This window comes from Sphingomonas sp. PP-CC-1A-547, from assembly GCF_003610375.1.
Lineage (GTDB): Bacteria > Pseudomonadota > Alphaproteobacteria > Sphingomonadales > Sphingomonadaceae > Sphingomonas.
On sequence record NZ_RAPZ01000010.1, the window covers coordinates 1,130,407 to 1,155,404 of the forward strand.

Below are 24,998 nucleotides of genomic sequence, written 5' to 3' on the forward strand. Positions count from 1 at the left end.
AGCCCGCCAGGCGATCGATCGTCGCAATCGGCCGGGACGACCGTGCGGATTCGTCGATCCACAGCAATTGGCGAAGATCACGCCCCCAGCCGGCAAGTCATCGACGTCACCGTCCGGACGTTTTTGACGTTACCGAACGCGACCGTGGATCAAAAACCACTGAAAGGCACAAAAAGATAAAGGCGAAGCACTCGTTCGAATGCTTCGCCTCAATAACTCTCGCGATCGCGTGCCTAGCGAGGCAGCGTCAGCCGATCAGTTCGGGCTGGAGTCGTCGTCACCACCGCTGGCAACGACCGCAACCACTGCAACCAGGGCAACGACACCGAGCAACGGCAGCAGGAATGGCGCGCCAGCAAGATCATTCTTGCGCTTGGCCGACGTTCCGATGCGCGTCGGCGAACCGGCAGCATCGACCATCTTTACGCTGTCGAAGCTGACTGCTTGCGGACGCGCCGGTGCTGCATACGCGGTACCGATGAAAGCCTGGCTAGCGAGCGCCGCTCCAAGAATGATCTTTTTGAACATGATTTCCGACCCCTGAATACGGCGTTTCCGCGCCTATACTTCAGTTACTCACGTGCTGGCAGAAGAGTCAAGTACAGGGATCGCACCACTAACCTGGATCAATTGCCCAAATTGCATGTTCCTTACAATAGGACCGTTTGTTTTTTACAATTTGCTGCAGTTGCTCACTTCCGTGAGTTCACATTGGCAACGAGACAGCAAGTATGTCCCTTTTTTCACCTTCCAAGTAGATCGCACTGAGAACGCCTGTTCGATACGCACCGGTATCGATACCAATCCGGTTCTCGCGGACATCGACATCGGGGGTAATGCTGTGTCCGTGGACGACGACCGCACCGAAATCGCGTTCGGACCGGAGGAACTCGCTTCGGATCCACAGCATGTCGTCGCGCACCTGCCGCGCAAGCGCGACACCGGGACGAACACCCGCATGGACGAAGTAATAGTCTCCGGACTGGACACTGAGTGGCAATTGACGAAGCCAGGCGAGCCACTGCCGCGGGATCGCGCGTCGCGCGCTATTCATATAGTCGCGTGGGTCGTCGTCGGTGCGCAGCGGTGCGATGCCGAAGCTGGCGAGCGTCGCATCGCCGCCTACCGCAAGCCATCGCCGCAATGCGTCCGGATCGCCGTCGAGCGCCTGAAGCATCGCCTCTTCATGATTGCCGAGCAGGACGATGACGCGGCTATTCTGGCGCTGGAGACCATAAAGCATTGCCAGCACCTCGGCGCTTTGCGGCCCGCGATCGACGACGTCTCCGATCAAAACCACGTAGAGCGAGCGAGCCGCCGGCAAGCTTGCAGAATGCTCGCCGATCCGCGCGATCAACATCTGGAGAAGGTCGTATCGGCCGTGGATGTCACCGATGGCATATATTCGGTCACCAGAATCGGTGCTTGGCAACGCAACATCTCCGGTATAGCGTTTCCCGCAAGGTCGTGGGGGAAGCGCGGCGATCTAACTTGAATATGCCATTGCGATCAATTGGTTCGATTGCTGGAATATCAAAGTCTGCGATAGTGGAGCACTGCACATCCCATGGGCTGGCCGATAATTGAAGAGGGCCAGTCACGGACGGTATGCACCAAGTCGAGCATGATCCCGATGGACTGGTGGCGCAAGATGGGGACGCGACAAAGTGGCTGAGGTCGGATCAACGTCAGCCCGTTCCCTGCCCGAGCGGTTCTTCGTGAACCCGGGCAATGACAGCGATACTGCCGCATCCTCGGCGGATTCTACCCCGCGGCGAACGAATACACCCGTTGCATCGATCGATCATTTGCGCTTCCCGGTAAATCCGGATAGCGGCACCCTGATGCGCGTCCTGCTTGTCGCCTCGGCCGGTGGGCATTGGATCGAACTTCACCGCCTTCGCGCGGCGTTCGTCGGCGCGGACTGCCAATTCGTCAGTACGTCCAAAGGCATGACGCCGCCGCTCGGCGACCGCGAGGTTCTCGAAATCGCCGACACGGCGAGGGATTCGGCCTGGGCGATGGCACCTACCCTGCTTGGCTTGCTGCGGGTCTTCCGCGCGTTCGATCCAGACCTGGTCGTGTCGACCGGTGCCGCACCGGGCGCGCTGGCGCTGATGATCGCCAAGATGTTCGGCGCACGAACGATCTGGATCGACAGCATCGCCAACAGCGAAACATTATCGCTGTCGGGGCGCCTCGTGAAGCCGTTCGCCGATCTGCGAATCGCGCAGTGGCAACATCTCGCCGACGAGAACCCATCGCTGCGTTACCTAGGGCAAATCCTGTGATTCTGGTGTCCGTCGGTACGCAATTGCCTTTCGATCGGCTGATCCGCGCGGTCGACGGGTGGGCGGTCGACCATGGTCGCTCCGATGTGATCGCGCAGGTCGGCCCGACCCGCTATCGCCCGGTTGCCCTGAAGAGCTTTGCGCACGTCGCCTATGACGTCTTCCGCGATCTGCAGAAGGAGTGTCGCGTGATGGTGTGCCATGCGGGCATGGGATCGATCATCACCGCGATGGAATTCGGCAAGCCGATCATCGTGATGCCGCGAAACCACAAGCTCGGCGAACATCGCAACGGCCACCAGTTCGCGACCTTGCGGCAATTTGGCGATCGCCCCGGCATCTACCCTGCGGACACGGAAGTCGAACTGCGCGCGCTGCTCGAGCGGGTCGATGACCTGACTGCGTATCCGACGCTCAATACCATCGCCTCGGATGCGTTTGTCGAGCAATTGGCGGAGATCGTTCATCGACCCGCCAAGACCTCCAAGGTCCGACAACTACGGCATTTTCTCTCCGGCAAACGAGGCGGTGAGCCCGACAGACCCGGTCTCCGATAGATACCGCGATGCAACAAATTACCTTGATGCTTTAGTATCGGCATGTTAGCCAAGAACTGACAGTGTAAATGGGGGTTTGCGTGAAAAATAGAGCGGCTTTTGTCTTGCTAGCCGCCTTTGCGCTTGCCGGATGTTCGAAATCCGGCCCGCCCCCTATTTCGAGCGGTGAACGCTATGCCGAGGGCGCAGCGAGCGACGACATCTACAAACTAGGCGCTGGCGACAAGATTCGCGTCATTGTTTACAATGAACCGCAATTGAGCGGTGATTTCTCGGTCAGCAGCGATGGCGAGATCTCGCTACCGCTGATCGGCAACGTGCAGGTCGCGGGCAAGCCGATCGAGCGCGTCACGCAGGAGGTGCAGGCGCGCCTGTCCGATGGCTATCTTCGCGACCCCCGCGTGAACATGGAGGTGGCGACCTACCGCCCGTTCTTCATCCTCGGCGAAGTCCGCTCGCCCGGCCAATATCCCTATCTGAGCGGGCTGACCGCTTTGAATGCGATCGCCACGGCACAGGGCTATACGCCCCGCGCGCGCAAGGCGACCGTCCGCATCCGCCGGTTCGGCGATCAATATGAGCAGGAATATGTCCTGACGCCCAACCTGCGGATCTATCCGGGCGACACGATCCGTCTGACGGAGCGGTTTTTCTGATACCGAGCACGATCCGGTCAGGCCGGTCGATACGCTATCGCTTGTTTTCGACGAGCCGGACCTGGGACGCGGACGATATGACGGGGGTACGCAGCATCACGCAGACGCGCGCCGCGTCTAGGCACCGGGCCGCCGCGCTGTGGCTTCGCGGTACATTGATCGCAGCGTCCGCGCTTACCCCCGCCGTTGCCGCCGCGCAGACCAGCAGCCTGTTGCTGCCGCCCGCGACAACCAGCGGTGACGACTATGATCGTGGTCACAATGTCGGTGTCGTCGAACGCGGGCGGCCCGAATATGACGCGCTGGGCGTCCGGCTCGGCAGTTTTATCGTAAACCCGCAGCTGAACACGTCGATCGGTTACAGCGACAACATCTTCAACGACAACACGAACAAGAAGTCCGACGTCTACACGTCGTTCGAACCCTATGTGAACGTGGCGTCCGACTGGTCGGTGCATCAGTTGCGGCTTACCGGCGCTGCGGACATCCGGCGTTTCGCCAAGCAGACAATCCGCAATCAGGATGCGTGGAACGTCCAGGGCAGCGGCCGCATCGACGTGACGCGCGACCTGACGGTGCGGCTCGACGCACAGGCAGACCGGACGTACGAGTCGCCGTTCTCCGCCGATGTCGTCGCGAATCTGATCGAGCCGTCGCGGTATCTGCGGACGTTCCTCGGAACCCGGACGTCGTACGATTCTGGCCGGTCGCGCGTGATCGGGACGATCGATCGCACCTCGTACGAATTCAGTTCGGTGCGCTTTGCGGACGGGTTGATCCGCGACCAGCGGTATCGCGATCGCGTCACCTATGCCGGCACCGGCACGTATGAACTCGGTTTCAGCCCCAGCCTGTCTCTCTACACGCGGCTCGAGGCCGACCGGAACAATTATGGTCTTGCGCAGGCGTTCGGCGCACCGAACCGCGATTCGAACGGCTATCGCGGCGTGTTCGGATCGAATTTCGATATCGCCGGCGTCGCGCGCGGCACCGTCGGCATCGGCTATAGTTACCGCAAGTTCGACGCGAGCCAGACGTATCGCACGACGAGCGGCCTGTCGGTCGAGGCACGCGCGGACTGGTTTCCGAGCGAACTCACGACGGTCGGTATTCTCCTGCAACGCCGGTTGATCGACGTCGACTTGTCCAACGCGGGCAGTTCATGGGATAACCGGATCCGAGTCACGGTCGATCACGAACTTCTGTACAATCTGATCGTCACGGTCGGTGGCGAAGTCAGCAAGCGCGAGTATCCGGAGCGGTCGAGTTCCACGCAAGTCTATCGCGCGGAAGTCGGCAGCCGCTACCAGATCACGCGATGGCTCGGTCTCGATGCGAACATCGGCTACGGATCCAACAAACCGAGCGGCGTCGGCCTCGGCAATCCTTTTGACGAGTTGCGTGCACGTTTCTCGATCCGTATCAGACGATAGGACGCAACCATGTCTCAACTGAAGAACAACGGCCTGTCCGCCAGATACTTAGGAAAATCCTGACATGAAGGTCGTGAACGCGGCAGAGCCCGAGACCCGGTTGAGCGACGTGATCCGCACGGTGCGCGACGTCATCCGCCGGCGCATCCTGATCCTCCTGGGCATCACCGCGGTGGTCGCCGCGATCGGCATCATCCTGACGCTGCGGATCACGCCGGTCTATCAGGGCGTGACCCGCATCCAGATCGATCCGAGCCGCAACCCGCTGGCGCGCACCGCCAACGATGCGCAGGCGCAGCTCGCCAGTGAGGCGATCGAGACCGAGGTGTCGGTGATCCGCTCGCTCGACCTGGCGCGCGTCGTCGTCAAGCGGCTCAACCTGCTCAACGATCCGGAATTCAGTGGTGGCCCGCCCCCCGAAGGCAAGCCTGCATTGTCGCCGGCGGCCAAGCTCGATGTCGTCGCGCGGTCGGTCAACAGCCACCTCGACGTCGCGCGCGATCGCCTGACCTATATCATGGCGATTCGCTTCAATTCGGAATCCGCCGACAAGGCCGCACGCATCGCCAATGCGTTCGCGACCGGCTATCTCGATACCAAGGTCGGCAACAAGATCGGTACCGCCGAGCGCCAGACGGCGTGGTACCAGAAGCGCATGGATGAACTCGCGGCCGACATCCGTGTCGCCGACGAGCGCGTCGCGCAGTACCAGGCGCAGGCCGGCATCGTCCGCGGTGCCTCGAACCAGACCGGGACGATCGTCGACCAGCAGGTCGCACCGCTTTCATTGCAGCTTGCGTCGGCCGAATCCTTTGCCGCCGAAGCGCGTTCGAAGGAGCAGTCGGCTAAACAGCAGGTCCGTCGCGGCGCGCTCGACTCGATTTCCGATGTTCGCCAGTCGGCGACCATCCAGGATCTGCGGAGCAAGCGGGCATCCTTGTCGCAGACGCTCGAAGACGTCCGTGGCCGCTACGGCGAACGTCACCCCGATTTCATCAAGGTTCGCGATCAGGTTGCGGGGATCGACGCCGAACTGAGCAAGGAAATGGGTCGGGTCGTGCGCTCGCTCGATGCCGATGCAGGCGCCGCCGACGCACGGGCGGCCAGCCTGCGCCAATCGATGACCCAGCTCGAACAGAAGCAGGCCGGCAACGCTCGCGCATCGGTCATCGCCGCCAGTCTCCAGCGTGATGCCGACGGCAAGCACGACGCGTACGAGAAGATCTCGCAGATGGCGCTCGAATCGCGTCAGGCTGCGCAGAACTCGATCGCGCAGGCGCAGATCATCGACAATGCCGAGCCGCCACAGTCGCCCAGTTGGCCGAACCGCCCGCTGCTGTTCCTGTTGTCGCTCATCGCCGGGTTCGGCGTCGGCATCGCGGTCATCGTGACGCAGGAAATGCTGGTCACCGGCATGCGCAGCATCGACGAGGTCGAAAGCGAGCTGGGCGTGCCGTTGATCGCGGCGATCCCGAATATCCGGCAGGATCACCCTGCCGATATCGTGGTCGACAAGCCGACGTCGCAATATTCCGAAGCGTTGCGCAATGCCCGCGCCTCGCTGCTCGGCGTCCGCGGCCAGCCTCGGCCGAAGATCATCGCGCTTACCTCGGCCCTGCCGGGCGAAGGCAAGACCACCACCGCGCTGGCGCTGGCGCGCGTGATGGCGATGAACGGCGACAGGACGATCATCGTCGATGCGGACGTCCGCCGCGCGCAGTTGCGGATGATCACGCAGACCAAGGCCGATGGCGTCGGTCTGGTCGAACTGCTTCACGGCGACGTGACGCTCGACGAGGCGATCGAGCCGAGCGGGTTGCAGAACCTCGACCAGATCATCATCCACAAGCCATTCTTCTCGTCCGAGAATCTGTTCGGCAACGACCTGATGCCGAAGATCCTCGAGCAGCTGTCCGAGCGCTACGACACGATCATCCTTGATCTGCCGCCGCTCGTCGGTCTGGCAGATGGTCGCTTCCTCGCGGCCCTGGCCGATGCGGTCGCTCTCGTGATCCGCTGGAACAACACGCCGAAGCACGCCGTCACCTCGGCCGCCGCATGGCTGAAGTCGGATGGCGCCAACCTGGTCGGCTCGATGTTCACGATGGTCGACACGAGCTCGCAGGCAGTCGGGTCGTATTATTATTATTCGAAGCAATATTCGGAATATTACCAGGAAGCATGATGGCGTCGCGCCGTCGGTGAAGGCGATTGCCCGGCTTCACCGACGGCGTTCGAGCACAGAGCTACCACTGCTACAGGCGGCTCATCGGGGCGCTGCCGATCGGTTTGCCGGGAAGACGCTGACGCAGCGTTCACGACCGCGACATGCAGGTCCGATCGCATTCCAGCGAACAGTCTAAATTCGTTCCTCACGAACATTCGCAACATCATGCGCCGCGTAGTGAGGAAGTCCGTGAGCCGCGCGGCTTACCTAGCTCGCTGCTCTAACCATCGCGTTGAGAACGCTTAACTTATCGCGAATTGGCGAGCCTTCGAACACCGCAGTACGGGTCAAGCGACACGCATATCGGCGAAGCCCGGCGCCTGGTTCCCGACGTATAAGCCGCACGTCTCGACTAAAATCGATTGTCGTCCGTCGCTGGCGTGGGATGGAAGATGCGATCCACGTTCGGAGAGGTGAGTATATGCGTTCCAATCTTCCTAAATTTACCACGGTCGGGCTGATTCTGGTCGGCGCCACGGGCCTTGGCGGTTGCGCCACGAAGGGCTTCGTCCGGGAGCAGATCGCTACCGTGAACACCCGCATCGACGGCATGGACGGGCGTCTGCGCACCGTCGAGGGCACGTCCGGCCAGGCGCTGGCACAGGCTCAGGCTGCTGCCGGTCAGGCGCAGCAGAACGGTCAGCGGATCGACCAGATCAACGGTCGCGTCGATGGCATGGAGCAGCAGATGCAACAGCGGCAGCGCAAGCCACGCGGCTAAGCGCATCATCGCGCACTCCGGTTGCCTGAAGGGACAAATCTGCTGAACAGGACCGCCGCCGTAGACGGGCCGTGCCGTATCGCCTCGCGTACGGGCATAGCCGCGGCGCTCATGATCGCAGTGCTTGCAGCGCAACCGGGTTTCGCCACGGCCCCCCCGTCGCACGCGACCGACCGCAAGGCCGTGTCGCACACGCGCGACCGCAAGGTCGTGGCGAAACCACGTCCGAAAGCCGTTCCGGCCGAGGACGTGACCCAAGACCCGGAACCTATGCGATCGGAAGCGGCCAGCCGCATGATCGCATGGGTGACGGCCGCCCACGACAATGGGACCCTTCCCTATGTCGTCATCGACAAGCCGACGGCGACGTTGTTCCTGTTCAACGCCAAGGGCGACTATCAGGGACAGACGCCCGTCCTGCTCGGCGTCGGCATAGGCGATGATTCGACGCCCGGCGTGGGCGCAAAGAACCTCTCTGAGATCGGTCCGGTCGAACGGACGACGCCCGCGGGCAGGTTCGTCGCGAAATTCGGCAAGGCGCTGGGGCGCCAGCGAGTGCTCTGGGTGGATTATACGAATTCGGTGGCACTGCATGCGGTGATCACCACGCACAAGTCCGAGCATCGCGTCGAACGGCTGCTGTCTCCGACGCCGGACGACAACCGGATCAGCTTCGGCTGCATCAATGTCGGCACCAGTTTCTACACGAAGAAGCTTCGCCCGCTGCTGCAGCGAAAAGGCGGCGTGGTCTATATCCTGCCCGATACCAAGTCGCTCGACGAGGTGTTCCCACGCGTGCGCCTGCTGCCGTATCTGAATAGCGTGGCGAGCGAGTAGGTGTATCCAGGCTGGCCATCGTGGCTTTGCCGATACGCCGGAACAGTGGCGGATCCCGGTCCGGGCGACGTCGAGAGGGACGAAGACGATGATATTGGCGCTTGCCCTGCTTGCTGCCGCGGCAGACCGACCGGTCGTCGTGAGCGCGCTCACCACCGATCAGCTCGTCGAACAGTGTCGCGGCAAGGACAACGACCCCGCGCCGACATTCTGCACCGGCTTTATCCTGGCGGCGTTCGACACGCTGTCGCTGGCCCGCCAGATTTGCCCGTCGCCGACGCGCTCCTCCAACATCGAGGTCATGGCGACTGCGCGCAAATATCTGCGGACGCGGGGCAAGAAGGCGACCGGCGCACCGTCGTTCGTGGTGCGCGATGCACTGCAACGCGCGTTCCCGTGCAAGCGGAAGTAGCGCCGGCTCCGATCTCGGACTGACGCTAGCGGGCGGGGAGCGTCAGTCCGCCTGAACCGCTCCCGCGCCTGCAGAGCTATCGCTTAGCGAACCGATGAGCATTGCCGATCCGCCAACGGGCGATAGGCGGCAGGTTTGCACGGAGCGGGCTCGCCCCATATCCAGCTTGAACCCACATAGCCGAGATACACCCGGCCGAAGACGTCGGGATCGGCGCCGACCACGCTGACCTGATCGAGCGTACCGACCGGGAAGTCGGTGAGCTGCTGCCAGCTCGCGGCGTCGTCGACCGATCGCCAGATGCCGTATTCGCCGGCGACCCGCCCCGACAGGAACAGCGTCGGATAGGTCTTGCCCTTGGCCGCCTTGCCGAACGCGATGTCGTCGACGCGGGTAACGCCGGTGACGGTTTGCCAGGTCTTGCCGCCGTCGATGCTGCGACGCAGGCCGGTATCGCTGGTGTGCTCGAAGGCGGAGGTGAAGAACAGGTTGCCAGGATGGCCGGGCACCGACCGGAGCTTTGCCGCGAGTTCGCTCGACGGTGCGAGTTCGCCGTCGAAGACCTTGTCCCAGCCGACGCCGCCGTCGGTCGTCCGCCACAGTCCCTGGAGACCGGCGTTCGCGCCACCGCCGCTATGGTAGAGGTAGAAGGTGCCGGGGATGGCCTTGTCCGCGGTCAGCGTTTTGCGCTGCATCCACTGCGCCTGGAACGATCCGGGCGTATCGCCGCTCGCGCCGGGCAGGCGGACCGGCGTCCAGCTGCGGCCGCCGTCCTTGGTGTAATAGGGCTGGCGGTTAAACGCGGGTGCCCAGATGATGTTCTGGGGGTCGCCGGACGAGACTGCGATCGTCCCGAACGACATCCGCCAAGGATCGTCGTCCTTGGTGCCGGGGGGTGTCGGCAGCGTCGGGAACTTGGCCCATTTGCGGCCGCCGTCGGTGCTGGTGCCCGCCATCACTGCGTTGCCGTCCTCCGAACAGCAGCCCATCCGCGCATCGGATGCGTTGCTGACGACGAAGCCGGGCTTGGCCGGCGTCCAATCGAGCTGCGGGACGGTCATCAACGCACGCTCGCCGGGGCCGAACGTCGTCGAATAGGCGTTGAGATCGTCCTTCACGTGGATACCGAAATCCCAGCCGGCAAAGATCGGCGAGCCGCCGGACGGCTGGATCACGTCGTTGGCGACAAGCTCCTCGATCCCCCGAGTCTGGCTGACCCAGTCGAGCGCGCCCGTGCCCGGCGGCACGTCGGCATGGAACACGCCCATGCCCGCCGCGACCCAGACCCGGTTCGGCACGACGGGGTCGAACATCATGTCCGCAGTCGTGAAGAACGGCGCGTTGGCGACGCGGAGCCAGGGGGGATCGCCCTCCCCCGCCTTCGCGCTGTGCGATACGCTGTTCCAGGTCGCGCCGCCGTCTGTGCTGGCATAGCCCTGCCCGCCGCGGTCCACGACGATGACCTGGTCGGCTCGCGGATTGGCGACGACCGCGGCATATTCGCGCACGGTCAGGCCGAGGTCCGCGGTGAGATCGCGCCAGCGTCCGTCGCGGTACGACCAGATCGACTTGCTCAGATCATCGACGCCGAAGAACGTGCCGCGACGATCGAACGTACCGCGCTGGAGCGTCATTGGCTGCGACCCGACCGCCGGAAGCGGGCGGAACGTCGCACCCGCGTCGTTGGACACGAACATGCCCGCACCCGATGCGAGCGCGAACAACCGCCCGGTCGGCTTGCCGCCGGCGGGTCGTTCGAACCAGAGCATCGTGCCGGGCGCCTGCGCGCCCGCATCGGGCTTGCGATCCTTGCTGACCGGGACCGAGCCGACATGCGTCCACTGCGCGCCGCCATCGGTCGAGCGCCACAGCCCGGTCGCGGGGGTACCGAGCAGGACGATGTCCGGATTGGTCGGATCGACCGCCATGAACGGACCGTGCAGGCGGAACTCGCTGTTCGCGTCCCACACCATCGGGAAGGGATTGCCGGCATTGGGCTGGACCCAGTGCCTGCCGGTATCGTCCGAGCGATAGACCCGGCCCTGCAACGCCATGTAGATGCGTTGCGCGCGCGAGGGGGCGACGACGATCTCGTACGCACCCGCGGCGGCGCCGTTCTGCGTGCGGATGCTGTCGGGCATCGACGCCGCGGTGACGAGCTGGCTCCAGCGGTTCGCCGACGCGTCCCAGATATACGCGCCATAGACGTCGGTGCGCGAGACGAAGGTCTTGCCCGAAGCATCACTCGACAGGCCGGAGATCATGCCGCCGCCGCCGATCGCGACGTGCTTCCACTGATAGGCCTCGGACGCGACCGGGCCACCGGTCTGCGACAAAGCGGGCGGCGCGGCGTGCGCCTGGTGGTCGCCCCCGAACCAGAAGGCGGCGATCCCGGCGGCCAGCGCGAGCAGCATCACGACGCCCAGGATCCACGGCCAGCGACGGCGGCGGGGCTGGACGAAATCCTCATAGCGGACGGTGCGGCGTACATGTGGTTCCATCGAACTCCCTGCCGATCCCGGCCCCGCGCGAGGGCTGTCAATCATGCGTTCTGGTTGCCAGATAGTAGATCGCGACCGGACTTGTCACGAGATAGCGCCAGCCGAGCCGCACCGGTTCGCGTGCGGCACGGTAGAGCCACTCCAGCCCGGTCGCCTGCATCCAGTTTGGCGCGCGCGATACGCCGCCGCCGTAATGATCGAACAGCCCGCCACAGGTCCGGATCCACGCGACCCCGCCGAGCAGATGCCGGTTGTCGACCGCGAACCGCTCCTGCGCGGGGCTGCCCATGCCGATCCACAACACGTCGGCGCCGGACGCACGGACCTTCGCGCAAATGTCCGGGATCGCGTCGGGCGAGAAGAATCCGTGGCGCGTGCCGACGACCTTGAGGCCGGGGAAGCGGCTGCGGAGATGCTGCGCGGCGCGAGCCGCGACGCCCGGTCGCGAGCCGAGGAAGAAGAAGCGGATGTCGTCGCGCGCGGCGATGGTGGCCGCGTCGAGCAGAAAATCGGTGGTGGCGATGCGCTCCTCGAGCGGCTCGCGGCACAGGAGCCGGCTGGCGAACACCAGCGGCATGCCATCCGCATCGACGATGTCGGCGCCGTCGATCAGCCGTCGATAGTCCGCGTCGCGATTATAGGCGGCGATCACGCTGCCATTGGCCGAGGTGACGATCCGCGGTTCCGCCAGCGTCCCGGCCCGCGCGCGCGCCGTGTCGGCGAGCATCAGTGCCGCGAGTTCGTCGCGCCGCAGCCGGGCGATCTTCATGCCGCCGATCGTCGCGGTCCGCACGCGGCCGTCGTCGCCGACCGAGGTGTCGACGGCGTTCGGCGCAGTCCCGTGATGATCGCGCTCGAACAGCGGCTCGTCTCCCCGTCCAGATCTTACAAGACCGCAAACGTCTGACCTGTATTGAGGATGCTATGCGCGAGCCCACCAAGGCATGGCAAGCCCGAGACGGTAATTACGGACGTTACGGTGCCAGTCGATAGACGTCGTATACTTCATCGCCTGACGCAGTTCGAAGCGTCGCAAGCTTGGTCGTTGCCGCGCGAAACTTGGCGATGTCGTCCGGATCGAGCACCAGCGGCCCGAACGTGCCGCGATCGATTACCGCGCGCTGCCTTACATCGTCGAGCGGTGTCGACAGCAAAATCACGACCGGCCTGTGCTTGGCCGCGGCGAGGCGCTTTGCGGTGGCGAGCAGGCGGCCCGGGCTCATCGGTGCGGTCTCGGCGAGAGTCATCGGCACCAGCGACGTGAACCGGTCGCGTCTAACCGACCAGGTCGGGTTCGCGCCATAATAGGCGATGCTTTCGATCAGGAAGTCCGGGTCGGCGATCACGACCGACCGAGAGAGGCCCTTGGTCGCGAGCAGGTCGACGAGCGCTTTCGCCTCGCCCTGCGGCTGCGCCTTCGCCGCCTGGACGACGGCGCGCGCTGTCGCGGGAAGCTGGGCGGCTAGCAGCGCGAGAAAGGCGATGCGGCCGATCCGCTCTGCGCGACGGGCGAATACCGTGTCGTGCCAGCCGCCGAACCCCTTCGCCGTCAGCCAGTGCAGCACGACGAAGAACACGATCAACAGCGCATCGTGGCGGTAATGACCCGGATAGACGAACACGAACAGCAGTTGCAGCCCGCCCAGCGCCGCGACCGCCGCAACGAGGGCGGCGGGGCGGCGCGCAAAGGCGGCGACGCTGCCGGTGACGAGCACCGCCGCGAGGATCATGACCGGCAGGCTCGCGTTGAAATTCCCGAAGATCCGCTGGAACTCGACACCGGGTATGAGGTGGAGCAGCGTCTGGCCGAAACTCCGGTGCACGGCGGCGGGTGCGTCCTCGACCGACGGATAGACCGATACGAACGCAAGCAAGGCGCCCAAGCCGGCGACGATCATCGCGGTGAGCCATTGCCGCTTCGTCCGGCTCCAGCCCCATCCCTCCTGCGCGATCAGGTCGCCAAGCCAGAAGATACCGAACGCGCCAGCCAGCACGACCGCATGGACGTTGGCGTTGCACAGCAGGAACAATAGGCCCCCGAGGATCAGCGGGTGAGACCGGCCGCGTTCCCGAACTCCCGGATAGGCCCAGGCGACGAGCAACAGCAGCAGCATCGCGAGCCCGTAGTTCCGCGCCATCACGACATAGTCGAACGTCGCGAACCCGCCGAACAGCGTCAGGATCATCACCGGCAGGGACAGGCGGGCGACGAACACGAGGATGGCCGCGGCAACGATGCCGATCGCCAGCGCGAGGCCCGGCAGGACGAGTTTCGTCCCCCACAGGTCGGTGCCGAACCGCAGCAGCACATGCCAGAGCAGCGGATGCCCGTAACCGCGCGCCGCCGCCGGCATGTCGAGGACCGACGCCCCTCGGGTCGCGAGGCTGAGCGCGCGGACCTCGTCGCGCCACATCACGTGATGCGCGACCAGAAACACAACTAGCGCGAGCCATGCGACGAAGATCAGGAGGCGCAGCGGCCATTGGCGAGCCGGTGGTCGAGCGGCGCTATCTTCAGCAGGAAACAGCCCGTCCACCAGTCCCCACAATCGCGCCGAACCGATCGAGCGGGCCATCAGCGGCGCGATAGCCGGGCCGGCCTCCGCAACAACCGCGTCATCCGCCCACGCAGCGCGTGATGTGCGCCAGGGCTAGCATCGGACTCGCGATAGGTGATCGCGATCGCGATCAACAGGAACACTTCGACGAGCGACGCGGTGTTCAGCAACGTGGATTCAGCCAGATTATGCCCGGCGCAGAAGATGATGATCGCCACCAGCAGCGATCGCCGCGGCTTGCCGATCGACTGGCTGAGCAACAGCCGCAGCAACGGCCAGACGATCATCACGACGATCGCCAGCAGCAGGCCGGGCAGGCCGATCGTGACGAGCAGGTCGAGGAAGCCGTTGTGCCCATGCGCGGCATACACCGCGACCCAACCACTGGTCAGCGTCCAGATCGGACTGTCCGGGCCAATCTGCCAGAACGAACTGAAGCCGGCGCCGGTCCAGAGATGCTCGCGCGCATATTCGAACAACAGCGGCCAGATCGCGCCGCGGCCGGTCAAGGCACCGGGATCGTTGACGAAATCGCTCAACGCCGTGAGGTTTACGAACAGGATCTGCATCGCCAGCCCGACGACCATCGCAAGGCAAATCCCGACGGCGAAGCGGTGGCTGGCATCATAGGGCCGGATCGCAAAACCCATCGCCAGCGCGAGGACGAGCGACAATTCCGATGTGCTCGAATGCGTATAATACAGGAAGATCGTCGCCGCCGCGATCACCAGCGCGGAAACGATCCGCGGAAACTGCCGGTTGTCGAACGTAAAGAACAGCACGGTGAACGCGCACGCTGCCCCAGCGACGTTCTTGTGCGGGATGATTCCGCGCCAGTCGCCGACCACCGACGATTCCTCGCCGAACACTTCCGAATGGATGCCGTAGGGAGTCAGGAACACCATCAGATAATTGATGATCAGCACCGCGATCAACACGTAGCGAATGAGCTTCAGTGCGCGTTCGGTACCGAGATCGTTGATCTGCCGGAACGTCACCCAGACCACGAGCGCGGTCAGCGAAATACGCCGGAACGAGATGAACGGCGCGATCGCCCAGGTCACCGAGAAGAAGCAATAGGCGAGCAACAGCGCAAGTCCGAGGGGGATGCAGAACAGTTGACGCTTGCTCGGCATGCCGCTGCCCGCGAGCAGCATCACGAAGATGACGACGTGCAGCACCTGGTTGGCCGCGTCGCCTTGCCCGATCGCCCCGGAAAACGCCCATTCCTGGAACGCCGACGTGCCGACCAGCACCAGCGCGAGGAACACCACGAAACACGCATTGGCGATGGCGTAGCGCCGACGCGTACGCAGGCGCGTCGCGCGTTGCTGGGGCGTGATCGGCCCCGCTGCGGGTCGTCGCGCTACGTTGATCGCCGTCGCCATGAGCTGTTCCTATCGCGCCGGTGCCGCGGGAGCCAGTACCGCCTCGTACCGATCCAGCATTCGCGCGTTCGACGCCTCGCCGCCGAGCCGCGCGGCAAGATCCGCCCAGTGCGACCGGCGTGCGGGATCGTCCTGCAATCCCCGGAGTGCGGTCGCCAGCGCGGCCGGATCCTCAAGCGGCACGACGATCCCGCACCGTGTTCCGTCGCGTGCGGTGATGCCCTCGACCTGCACCGGCACGTCCGACACGACCAGCGGCAGGCCTAGCCGCGCGGCCTCGATCAGCGCGAGGCTGTGCCCCTCGTAGCGGCTGACCTGAACGAAGACGTCGGCGGAGGCGGCTCTGGCGAGCGCGGCGTCGCGCGGGATCAGGCCGACGAAGGTCACGCGGTCGCCGAGGTTCAGGTCCGCGACGAGCGTGCGCAACGCCGCCTCGTCCTCGCCGCCACCGACGATCTCCAGATCCGCGCCCGGCACTTGGGCCATGGCGCGGATCAGCATCGGATAGTTCTTCTGGTGGGACAGCCGCCCCAACGCGACGACGCGCAACCGATCGCCCCCCGCCTTTGCCCGCGGCAGGGCGTCGAGGACCCGCTCGACCCACTCCGACAGCGCGTTGTGGATCGTGAGCGTCCGCGCACGATAGGTCGCGGGCTTGTGCGCCAGCGTCGCGCCGACCGCGTCCGACACGCTGATGATCCCGGCGACGCACGGCAGGCTGCCGGTCCAGCCGTCGATCCGGTCGAGCAGACGGTTATGGGTGTCGGTCGGCGAATGATGCGACAGGAACACGCGGGTGCGCACGCGCGCGATCGTCACCGCGAGCGGCAGCAGCACGTTCGCGGCCGGCATCGCCGACACGACCGCGGCGGGTCGCTCGCGGCGCAGATAGCGAACCAGCGCCGCGAACGTGCGAACGGCGCCGAGAACGGATCGCGGACGGGCGTCGGCGACGTGGTGCCAGACCGCCATGTCGACACCTTCGCCCTCCGCATCGGCGGGGGGATAGAGGACGAAGCGCTTCACCGGATGGCCGCGTGCGATCAGTCCTTCGGCGATGTCGTCCCAGAGTTCGCGCAAGCCCCCGGCCGTCGAATGCGTCATCGTGAAATGGATCGCGCCGGTTCGGGTCGTCATGCCGGCCCGTCCAGCGCGGCGACGGTATGCGCCGACAGCCAGGCGCGATCCTCGGCATCGTCGCGCACCCAGCGATCGATCATCTCCCCCCATTTGACCGGGTTCTGCATCCGGTGCCACGCCGCCGCCGACCCTTGCGACACCCGCGCATACAGCGCCGGATCGGTCATCAGCCGCGCGATCGCATCCGCCAACGCGCGTGGCTTGCCCGCGGCGAACACCAGCGCGCTCTCGCCGTCCTCCAGGTGCCCGTCGAACATCGGATGGTCCGACGCGATCACCGGCGTGCGCGAGGCGAGCCCCTCGAACAGCGTCAGCGGCAGGCCTTCGGGGAAATTGTGGCGGCTGGGGACTATCACCGCATCGGCAGCCTGCATCATTGCCGGGATCGCACCGTTAGGGACGAGGCCGAGGAACCGGACGCGGTCGGCGACGCCGAGGCGTGTCGCGAGCGCCGCGAACTTGCCCGTTGCGCCCAGGCCCGCGACGTCGAGCCGGACGTCGAGTCGGTCCTTCAGCAACGCTACAGCGCGGACCAGGTCGCCGACGCCCTTCTTCGCGCTGATCGAGCCGACGAACAGCAGCGTGAAGGGCGGTCCCGACGCATGCGTCCTGCAGGCCTGAGTCTCGGGCGTCCGATCGTGCGGGAAATCCCACGCCAGCACCTTGTCCGCGCGCAAACCGATCCCGACCAGCGCCCGCGCGGCATTGGCACCGTGATTGGCGACCAGCGTCACGCGGCGATCGTTGAGCAGCTTCGGCAGCCGCCGGAACCGGACCCAGCGATAATAGGGATTGGCGAACGAATCGGCCATGATCACGCCCAGCCGGACGTCGTGCTCAATCCCCCAGCGGATCAGCGGCAGCATCGGCCCGAACACGATCAGGTGCGTCGGCGCGAACCGCTCGATCAGCGCCAACACCGGTAAGGGGTCCTGGTCCGGGTTGGTGTCCGCGCCGATCACCGTCACGCCGCTGTCGAGCGTCTCCCAATAAGACGGCGCGAGCGAACACAGGAACCCGACCGCCTCGTGCTGCGCCTGCCACGCGGCGAGCTGGTCGAGGACGTAGCCGTGGCCGTAATAGGTCTCGCCACCGGTGGCGCGGCGCAGGCGAGCGGCCTCGCGGTAGTCGCCGGCATAATGGACGATCAGCAGCCGCGTCATCCGATCCTCCCAAGACCCGCGAGCGGCGAGCCGAACCCGAGCTGCCAACGGACCGCGAGCATCACCGCGAACACCGCGCAGGCCGCCCCGATCGCCAGTGCGTCCTGTCGCCAGAAGCTCATCCGCACGCGGTGCAGGCCGACCGCGATATAGCCATATTGCAGCAGCTCGGTGACCGCGACCGCGACGACCGCGCCGGGAAAGCCCGCGAGCCGGTGACCGGTCGGCAACAACACCGCAAGCGTCGCCAGCCGCATCATGTTGGCGACGCTCGCATAAAAAGGCCGCCCAGCGCTGAGCAGCAACGCCTCGTTGAGGTTGGACAATACCGCGAATACCGCACCGCCAAGCAGCACCGACAGCATCCAGCTCGCCGCCTGGTAGCGCGGGTCGTAGATGACCAGGATCAGGCCGTCCGCTACCGATGCCGTCAGTGCCAGCGCGGCGCAGACGCCGAGCGTGAACACCGCGCGCGAGCCGGCGATCGCCGCCATTTGCCCCACCCGGTCGCCTTCGGAAACGCTGGCCAGCGCGGGGAAGATGATCTGATAGCTCATCCGCCGCGCGAGCGTGGTCGGCAGCTCGGCGATCGCGCGCGCGATGCCGTAGATGCCGAGCAGCGCGAGCGGCGCGACCCGGCCGAGATACAGCCGGTCGAGATTGGTCGCGGCGTACATCACCAGCGAGGTGATCGCGATCCACTTGCCGAAATGGATGATGCGCCGAACGACGTCGCGGTCGAACCGGAGGCGCTGGCCGGGATCGGGCAGCAGATAGCTCAGCGCCGAGCGGATCGCGACCGCGAGGACGAGGCCGATGACCGGCGCCCAGACCGAGCGCAGCCACGCCGCCAGTGCGACCTGCACCGCGAACGCCAGCGCCTCGCACGACAGTTCGAACAGGTTGCGGCGGCGGACCTCCATCTGCTTGACCAGCACGAAGATCGCGGTCGAGTGCGCACCACCGATCATCGGTGACAGCGCCGCGACCAGGAAGATGCGGACGTCGATACCGTAGGCGTGCGCGAGAAACGGCGCGGCGATCAGGAAGACTGCGCTGAGCAGCACGCCGCGCAGATATTGCAGCGTCCAGGCGGTGTCGCGGAACTGGCGATCGAGCCCGTCGCGGTGGTGGATGATGTTCTGCTCGATCCCGACATCGGTCAGCAATTCGACGCCGAGGCGGATCGCGTTGACGACCACCATGACGCCCAGGATTTCCGGCGCGAGCAGATAAGCGAGGACGATGTTGAGCCCGAACTTCAGCCCGGCGGACACGACGAAGGTGCCCGCGGTCCAGACGAACTTGCCGAGATAGCCGGACGCGGTGCTCATCGCCCCGGCGCGGACAGGTCGCGCGCGGCAACGGGTGCATCGGCGGGACGGCGCGGGCGGACGAGACCCTGGAGCATGCCGATCGCGATCACGTTCCACGTCACCAGCGAGTAGATCCCAACCCGCAGGCTCCGCCGGCGCATCGTCAGGAACGCGACCGGCAGCAGCACGACCGCGAGCAAGGCGATGCCCTGCCCCATCGCGAGCGCGACGAGCATCGCAAGCCACCAGCCATAGACGATCACGCTGTAGCGCAACTGGGCGAACTCGCGCAGGACCTGCGACCAGTGCGGGCGACCCCAGGCGGCGCGGATGACTTCGCCCGGCCCGCCGGCATAGCCGGTGCGCAACCGTCGCCACATCAGCTGGTAGCCGCCGGTCGCATGGCCGTGATGCTCGACCGCGGGCACGTCGATCCGCGCCAGTCGCCAGCCGTCCGCGCGCAACCGGGCGCCGAGCTCATATTCCTCGAACGCGTGGAGGTTGCGGTCGGCGAAATGCCCGACGCGCTGCACCGCGGCGACGCGGTACAGACCGCCGCAATCGAGGCGGTCGACATCGCCCGCCACCGCGCTTCCCTTAACGCGATCGTTGCGCGCGCGCAGTTCGAACTCGATGCTGTCGGTGTTGACCTCGCGCACGCGGCCACCGACCGCCGCGTGACGGGGGTTCGCCTCGAGGAAGGCGATGCCTGCTTCGAGGAAGCCGGGGTCGAGGACCATGTCGCCGTCGAGCAGGTAGAAATAGTCGACGCCGGGGGTCTCGGACGCAGCCTGGAATGCGAGTTGTGCCCCCGTGCCGCAAGACCGCTCGGCAGGATCGGCAAGTTGCGCGATCCGCGTGCCGGGATGTGCCTGCGCCAACGCTATCGTGGCGTCGGACGACCCGCTGTCCGCGAGCACGACCTGCCCGCCGCCGACGCGGTCGAGCGCGGCGCGCGCGCTGCCGATCGCGGCGTCGATATACGCCGCCTCGTTCAGCGCCTTGATCCCGACTGCGACCGTCACTCTGCCCCCGTATCCCCACGCGAGCGATAGCGTGCCAGATACGCGGACGCCATCGCCTCCGGGCTGAAACTGCGGGCGAGGTCTGCGCCGTAGCGTGCCGCGGTGACGCGTGCGGTCGCCGGATCGTCGATCACCGCCGCCAGTTGCGCGCCGATCCCCGCGACGTCGTCGACTGGGGCCTTGAACGGATAGTCGGCCGGGATCGCCTCATCGAGACCGGGAGCATCGGTCGTCACCAGCGCGATACCTGCCATCAACACTTCTAGCGGGAGCAGCGCGAACCCCTCGAACCGTGACGGCAGCAGCACCGCGTCATACTCCTGCAGGCGTTCGGAGAGACGCTCGATCGGCGCAGTCATCCGGACGTCCCAGCCCTCCAGACCCTCCTCGAGCCCCTGCGCCACCGAGTTCCGCATCGCACCCGAGCCGGCGATCGTCACCACGACGTCGCGGCGGATCGTGCGGGAATGGGCCTCTCGGAGGATAGCAGGCAACAGGTCGGCGCCCTTCTGGTGGACGAGCCGCCCCGCGAACAGCAGTCGTACCGAGCCTGCCTCCCTCTCGATCGGAGAAGTCGCCGGTGGCGACACGCCGTTGTAGATGACGTCGGCGAGCGGTCGGCGCCCGCGCGTGACGATCGCCGCATCGGCGGTGGCGGCGTTACGCGACACCGCCACCGCGTCGCCCTTGGCCAGCCGTTGCGTCACCCATCGGCCGATGCCGCCCCAGGCGATCCACAACTCGCTGTTATGGACGGTGCGCAGCAACGGCGTGCGGCGGACGCGGCGCGAGATCAGGCCCGCCACCGCCAGCGTCAGTTCCGGTATCTCGGTATGGACATGGATCAGGTCGGGCCGCTGCTCGGCAACCGCGCGCGCGAGCGACCGCGCCGCAAAGACCACGCCACCCGACTTAAACCCGCGCTCCGTGCCGAACCGGAACGGCACGTGCCAGCGTTCCAGCCGCTCGGCCATGTCCTGCCCGACCTTGCTCAGCGGCGACTGGCGCAGCACCGCGAACAGCGAGAACTCGACCCGGTCGCGCAAGGCATCGATCAACCCCAGCGCGACATTCTCGGCGCCGCCCATGTCGAGATGCGTGATGACGTGCATCACGCGGAGGCGCGGCGCATCTGCCGCTTGCGAAGGCTCGTCGTTCGTACCCGTCACCAGATGATCCGCCCCCCGCCGCCGTCTGCGCGTAGCAACGCCCGGCAGGCGCGTCCATGCCGGCCCTAGCAGCATGCCGTCACCCGCTATAGACCGACGGCGCAAGTGGGGGCGTCGGTACAAGTGAGCGAGAGCATAGCGACAGGATCGGCCGCGCACGCAGGCACGCGAACGTCGGCATCGCAGGACGGACGCACGCTCCGCTATCGGCCGGATATCGACGGACTGCGCGCGCTCGCGATCCTGCCCATCCTGCTCCTGCACTGCGGCGTGACGAAGTTGCGGGGCGGGTTCGTCGGGGTCGACATCTTCTTCGTGATCTCCGGGTTCCTGATCACCGCGATCATGGTGCGCGACATCGCCGAGGCGCGCTTCTCGATCGCGCGCTTCTATCGCCACCGGATCGTCCGCATCCTGCCCGCGCTGCTCGTGATGATGACCGTCACGCTCGCGCTCGGCTGCGTGCTCCTGCTGCCCAACCAGTTGCGCGACCTCGGGCGGAGTGCGGCGGCGACCAGCGTGTTCGGGTCGAATTTCTATTTCTACCTGACCTCAGACTATTTCGCGGCGGCATCGGACGCAAAGCCGCTCGTCCACACCTGGTCGCTGGCGGTGGAGGAGCAATTCTATCTGCTCTACCCGCTGCTTCTGTGGTCACTCCGGGGGCTCTCCCGGCAGCGTCTCGCGCAGGTCATCGCCAGCTTCGCACTCGCCTCGTTCGCGATCGGAGGATGGCTGGCGACGACCTATCCTTCCGCCGCGTTCTTCCTGCTGCCCGCGCGAATCTGGGAATTGTCGCTTGGCGCGCTGGTCGCGCTCGGCGCCGTACCGATAATCGCGAACCGATCGATCCGCGCGGCCCTGTGCATCCTCGCCATCGCAGTGATCTCCGCGAGTTGCATCGCGATCAGCAGCGGCTGGCCGTTTCCCGTGCCCTTCGCGCTACCCCCTGCCGTCGCGGCCGCGGTGCTGCTGGCCTATGGCGGCGAGGGTCCGACGGCACGACTGCTCGGTGCGTGGCCGCTGCGGACGGTCGGATTGATCTCCTATTCGGCCTATCTCTGGCATCGCCCGATCATCGCCTTCTACCAGATCCGCCACGGCTCGACGCTCGCGCCGGTCGAGACTTTCGGGCTGCTCTGCGCGTCGCTTGGCGCGGCATGGCTGAGCTTTGCGCTGGTTGAGCGCCCGGCGAGCCGGCGCTGGCGCAGCGGATCAGGTCTTGCCCCGCACGCCGTCGCAGTCGTGCTGCTCGCGGCGATGACGATCGCCGGGCTGACGATCGCCGCCAGGGCCGACGACATCCGTCCGCTCTCGCCGCGCCAGGCGCTGGCCGCCAGCTATCTCGGCTGGGACTCGACGGACGCGGGCAAACGCCAATTCAGCACCGATCGCTGCTTCGTCTTGCCGACCGGCCGCCGCTTCTCGCCCGAGTGCCTGCAATTGTCGGCCACCAAGCCCAACATCGCGCTGTTCGGCGACAGCCACGGCGCGCATTTCTCGCAAGCGTTGCACACGCTTCTGCCGGGCGCGAACATCGTCCAGGTGACTGCGGCGGGGTGTCGACCACTGCTACACGGGAAGGGCCTGCCGACCTGTCGCACCACTATGGACGCCGCGTTCGGCACGTTGGATTTCGCGCGGATCGATACGGTTATCTTGTCTGCACGATGGCTCGACTTCGAACAGCCGGCGTTGCTCGACACGATCCGCTGGCTGCGGATGCGGGACACGCGGGTCCTGGTGATCGGGCCCTCCGTCGAATACGACGTGGACCTTCCTGCGTTGATCGTGCGATCGGACGCGGATGCCGACCCGACGCTCGCGGACGGGTTTCGACTGATGGACCGTATCGCGCTCGATCGCGCGATGGCGGGGCCGGTCCGCGCAGCGGGCGCCGATTACGCCTCCGCCATCGACACGGAGTGTACCGGCACGACCTGCCGCCTGACCACCGCCGATGGCACGCCGCTACACTTCGATCATTCGCACTTCACGCCCGCCGGCGCCCAGGCCGCGCTGGCGGCGATCCTGGCCCGTCACCCGGTCATTCGCCGGCGGTAAGCACCGGGCGATGCTTGCGCTTGCGGCGACGCAGTTCGCGCATCACGTCGTCGCCCGCCTGTTTGACCGGCGCCGTCCGCTTGTCGTCCATCGTGCAATAATGCGCGAGCGCGACCGCGAAGAAGAAGATCGTGCTGACGATGCCGTCGCGCTCGAACAGGCCGCTCTCGGTGATGTTGTGACCGATGCAGAACATCAGCATCGCCGAGATCAGTGCGCCCCGCCCCTTCGCGACGTCCGCGCTCGCGAGCAGCCTCCCCAACGGCCAGACCGCCATCGCGAAGACCATCAGCAGCACGCCGGGAATACCGACCGTCACGAGCTGGTCGATATACCCCGAATGGCCGACGGTGATCTTGGTGACATAGCCATGGCCGTATTCGAACACCGGGCTGCTGCCCTCGATGTTCCAGAAGGACCCGAAGCCTGCGCCGAGCAGGGGATGATCGCCAGCATAGTTCAGCAGCGCCCCCCAGATCTGACCACGGCCGGTAAATGCCTTTGGCTGTAGGAAGTTGGACTGGACCATGTCGGCATAGGCGCTGGTCAGGAACCAGAAGACCGATCCGACGATCATCAGGATCGGGATGATGTAGCGGCGCAGGCGGATACTGACCGTCTCGAAGACGATGCCGCCGACCGAGGCGAGCACCACCATGCCACCCGACGTCTTCGACTGCGACCGGAACAGGAAATACCCCGCCACCAGAATCGCGAAGATGCGGATCGTCGGTCGGATACGCTTCGCATCGAACAGGAACATGATGATGCACAACGCGCACACCGCGCCGGCGAAGTTCTTGTGGCCGAGGAAGCCGCGCCAGTTGCCGATCAGCGCCATCGCCTGCTCTTCGCCCGCAAGATGAATGCCTACCATCGGATCCAGCACGACCACGAGATACGAGATCAGGATCGCGGCGAGCAGCGAATAGCGAAGCAGGTCGACGTTCAGTTGATAGCCGCCGTGCCGGACGAGACTGAACACCATCCACGCGACCAGCGTCGTCAGGAATACACGGCGGAATGCGGTGCCCGGGTCGAGCGCCCAGGATACGCTGATCCAGCACCATGCGAGTGCCAGCAGCATCGGCCAGGTGAACGCGACCAGCGACTTCGGACTCGCCGAGGGGCGGATCGCGAAGATCGTGCCGGCCAAGATCGCGAGATAGCCGATCTGTCGTATGGCGCTCCCGTCGCCGCCATTGCCGCCCTCGACATTGGTCATGATCGGACCGAGCATCACGAGGGAAATCAGCGCGATGATAGCGATCCGCAGCGGCATCAGGCGATCGCCAACGCCTCTCAGCATCGGCGCGTCGTCGTCCGCATTGCCCTTGCCGAGCTTGGCGAGCCAGTCGCTGCCCGAATAGGCGTCCGCCTTCGACAGCGCCTTTGCGGTCCCGCCCATGCCGGAGGATCGGTTCGCGCGTTCGGATCGGTTCGCGCTGTCGGGACCTGAAAGCATGCGGAAACTCTCTCGATAGGATGCATCGCAGCTACGACGCGTGCCGAACAGGTTGCGCGATAGCTATCGACGCGG

Annotated in this window: 21 protein-coding genes; 9 read left to right on the forward strand and 12 right to left on the reverse strand. The window is 65.6% G+C overall.

The window, feature by feature from the left end; all coding sequences use genetic code 11:
• Positions 1 to 255 precede the first annotated feature (255 nt).
• Both C8J39_RS05845 and C8J39_RS05850 read right to left on the reverse strand, forming a co-directional pair.
• The gene (locus C8J39_RS05845) at positions 256 to 528 is read right to left on the reverse strand and encodes a hypothetical protein (RefSeq protein WP_120299583.1); all 273 of its coding nucleotides are present in this window, start codon (positions 526 to 528) and stop codon (positions 256 to 258) included.
• 178 nt (positions 529 to 706) lie between these two features.
• Complete coding sequence (locus C8J39_RS05850; RefSeq protein ID WP_120299584.1) at positions 707 to 1,432, reverse strand: metallophosphoesterase family protein; 726 nt, start codon at positions 1,430 to 1,432, stop codon at positions 707 to 709.
• Between the two features lie 412 nt (positions 1,433 to 1,844).
• On the opposite strand from C8J39_RS05850, the gene C8J39_RS05855 reads away from it, so the two are divergent.
• The 8 genes from C8J39_RS05855 (at position 1,845) to C8J39_RS05890 (ending at position 9,134) form a co-directional block, all read left to right on the forward strand.
• Positions 1,845 to 2,291 carry a hypothetical protein gene (locus tag C8J39_RS05855; protein ID WP_056061499.1) on the forward strand — a complete coding sequence of 149 codons (447 nt, stop codon included), beginning with the start codon at positions 1,845 to 1,847 and terminating at the stop codon, positions 2,289 to 2,291.
• A 5-nt stretch (positions 2,292 to 2,296) separates the two neighbouring features.
• Positions 2,297 to 2,848 carry a glycosyltransferase gene (locus tag C8J39_RS05860; protein ID WP_243649750.1) on the forward strand — a complete coding sequence of 184 codons (552 nt, stop codon included), beginning with the start codon at positions 2,297 to 2,299 and terminating at the stop codon, positions 2,846 to 2,848.
• A 68-nt stretch (positions 2,849 to 2,916) separates the two neighbouring features.
• On the forward strand, positions 2,917 to 3,504 hold the full coding sequence (locus C8J39_RS05865; protein WP_056061505.1) for a polysaccharide biosynthesis/export family protein: 588 nt from the start codon (positions 2,917 to 2,919) through the stop codon (positions 3,502 to 3,504).
• 41 nt (positions 3,505 to 3,545) lie between these two features.
• Complete coding sequence (locus tag C8J39_RS05870; protein WP_120299586.1) at positions 3,546 to 4,937, forward strand: outer membrane beta-barrel protein; 1,392 nt, start codon at positions 3,546 to 3,548, stop codon at positions 4,935 to 4,937.
• Between the two features lie 64 nt (positions 4,938 to 5,001).
• Entirely contained in the window at positions 5,002 to 7,122 is a 2,121-nt protein-coding gene (locus C8J39_RS05875) for a polysaccharide biosynthesis tyrosine autokinase (protein ID WP_107951807.1), read from the forward strand.
• A gap of 463 nt (positions 7,123 to 7,585) precedes the next feature.
• Positions 7,586 to 7,885, forward strand: a complete 300-nt coding sequence (locus C8J39_RS05880) for a hypothetical protein (protein WP_120299587.1) — start codon at positions 7,586 to 7,588, stop codon at positions 7,883 to 7,885.
• Between the two features lie 111 nt (positions 7,886 to 7,996).
• Positions 7,997 to 8,722 carry a hypothetical protein gene (locus C8J39_RS05885; RefSeq protein ID WP_120299588.1) on the forward strand — a complete coding sequence of 242 codons (726 nt, stop codon included), beginning with the start codon at positions 7,997 to 7,999 and terminating at the stop codon, positions 8,720 to 8,722.
• An 88-nt stretch (positions 8,723 to 8,810) separates the two neighbouring features.
• Complete coding sequence (locus tag C8J39_RS05890) at positions 8,811 to 9,134, forward strand: Rap1a/Tai family immunity protein (protein WP_120299589.1); 324 nt, start codon at positions 8,811 to 8,813, stop codon at positions 9,132 to 9,134.
• A gap of 83 nt (positions 9,135 to 9,217) precedes the next feature.
• Here C8J39_RS05890 and C8J39_RS05895 read toward each other — a convergent pair whose 3' ends face one another.
• The 9 genes from C8J39_RS05895 to C8J39_RS05935 all read right to left on the reverse strand — a co-directional run bounded on the left by C8J39_RS05895 (position 9,218) and on the right by C8J39_RS05935 (position 21,394).
• Positions 9,218 to 11,635: a sialidase family protein gene (locus tag C8J39_RS05895; RefSeq protein WP_120299590.1), complete on the reverse strand. Its 2,418-nt coding sequence runs from the start codon at positions 11,633 to 11,635 to the stop codon at positions 9,218 to 9,220.
• A 37-nt stretch (positions 11,636 to 11,672) separates the two neighbouring features.
• The gene (locus C8J39_RS05900) at positions 11,673 to 12,428 is read right to left on the reverse strand and encodes a WecB/TagA/CpsF family glycosyltransferase (protein WP_243649739.1); all 756 of its coding nucleotides are present in this window, start codon (positions 12,426 to 12,428) and stop codon (positions 11,673 to 11,675) included.
• A 181-nt stretch (positions 12,429 to 12,609) separates the two neighbouring features.
• A complete protein-coding gene (locus C8J39_RS05905; protein ID WP_120299591.1) occupies positions 12,610 to 14,211 on the reverse strand; it encodes a hypothetical protein in 1,602 nt (533 codons plus the stop codon).
• Positions 14,211 to 15,581: an O-antigen ligase gene (locus C8J39_RS05910; RefSeq protein WP_120299592.1), complete on the reverse strand. Its 1,371-nt coding sequence runs from the start codon at positions 15,579 to 15,581 to the stop codon at positions 14,211 to 14,213. Before C8J39_RS05910 ends, C8J39_RS05905 begins: the two co-directional genes overlap by 1 nt.
• A gap of 9 nt (positions 15,582 to 15,590) precedes the next feature.
• Complete coding sequence (locus C8J39_RS05915; RefSeq protein WP_165895140.1) at positions 15,591 to 16,718, reverse strand: glycosyltransferase; 1,128 nt, start codon at positions 16,716 to 16,718, stop codon at positions 15,591 to 15,593.
• Positions 16,715 to 17,884 (reverse strand): glycosyltransferase, encoded by a 1,170-nt coding sequence (locus C8J39_RS05920; RefSeq protein WP_120299594.1) that lies wholly within the window; start codon positions 17,882 to 17,884, stop codon positions 16,715 to 16,717. The genes C8J39_RS05915 and C8J39_RS05920 overlap by 4 nt, the downstream gene beginning before the upstream one ends.
• Positions 17,881 to 19,218: an oligosaccharide flippase family protein gene (locus tag C8J39_RS05925; protein WP_120299595.1), complete on the reverse strand. Its 1,338-nt coding sequence runs from the start codon at positions 19,216 to 19,218 to the stop codon at positions 17,881 to 17,883. Before C8J39_RS05925 ends, C8J39_RS05920 begins: the two co-directional genes overlap by 4 nt.
• Positions 19,215 to 20,225: a glycosyltransferase family 2 protein gene (locus C8J39_RS05930; protein WP_120299596.1), complete on the reverse strand. Its 1,011-nt coding sequence runs from the start codon at positions 20,223 to 20,225 to the stop codon at positions 19,215 to 19,217. The genes C8J39_RS05925 and C8J39_RS05930 overlap by 4 nt, the downstream gene beginning before the upstream one ends.
• Positions 20,222 to 21,394, reverse strand: coding sequence for a glycosyltransferase family 4 protein (locus tag C8J39_RS05935; protein WP_165895141.1), 1,173 nt, complete (start codon positions 21,392 to 21,394; stop codon positions 20,222 to 20,224). The genes C8J39_RS05930 and C8J39_RS05935 overlap by 4 nt, the downstream gene beginning before the upstream one ends.
• A gap of 123 nt (positions 21,395 to 21,517) precedes the next feature.
• Here C8J39_RS05935 and C8J39_RS05940 point away from each other — a divergent pair, with 123 nt between their 5' ends.
• A complete protein-coding gene (locus C8J39_RS05940; protein ID WP_183037935.1) occupies positions 21,518 to 23,458 on the forward strand; it encodes an acyltransferase family protein in 1,941 nt (646 codons plus the stop codon).
• Here C8J39_RS05940 and C8J39_RS05945 read toward each other — a convergent pair.
• Positions 23,442 to 24,923, reverse strand: a complete 1,482-nt coding sequence (locus C8J39_RS05945; protein ID WP_120299599.1) for an O-antigen ligase — start codon at positions 24,921 to 24,923, stop codon at positions 23,442 to 23,444. The genes C8J39_RS05940 and C8J39_RS05945 overlap by 17 nt on opposite strands.
• Positions 24,924 to 24,998 lie beyond the last annotated feature (75 nt).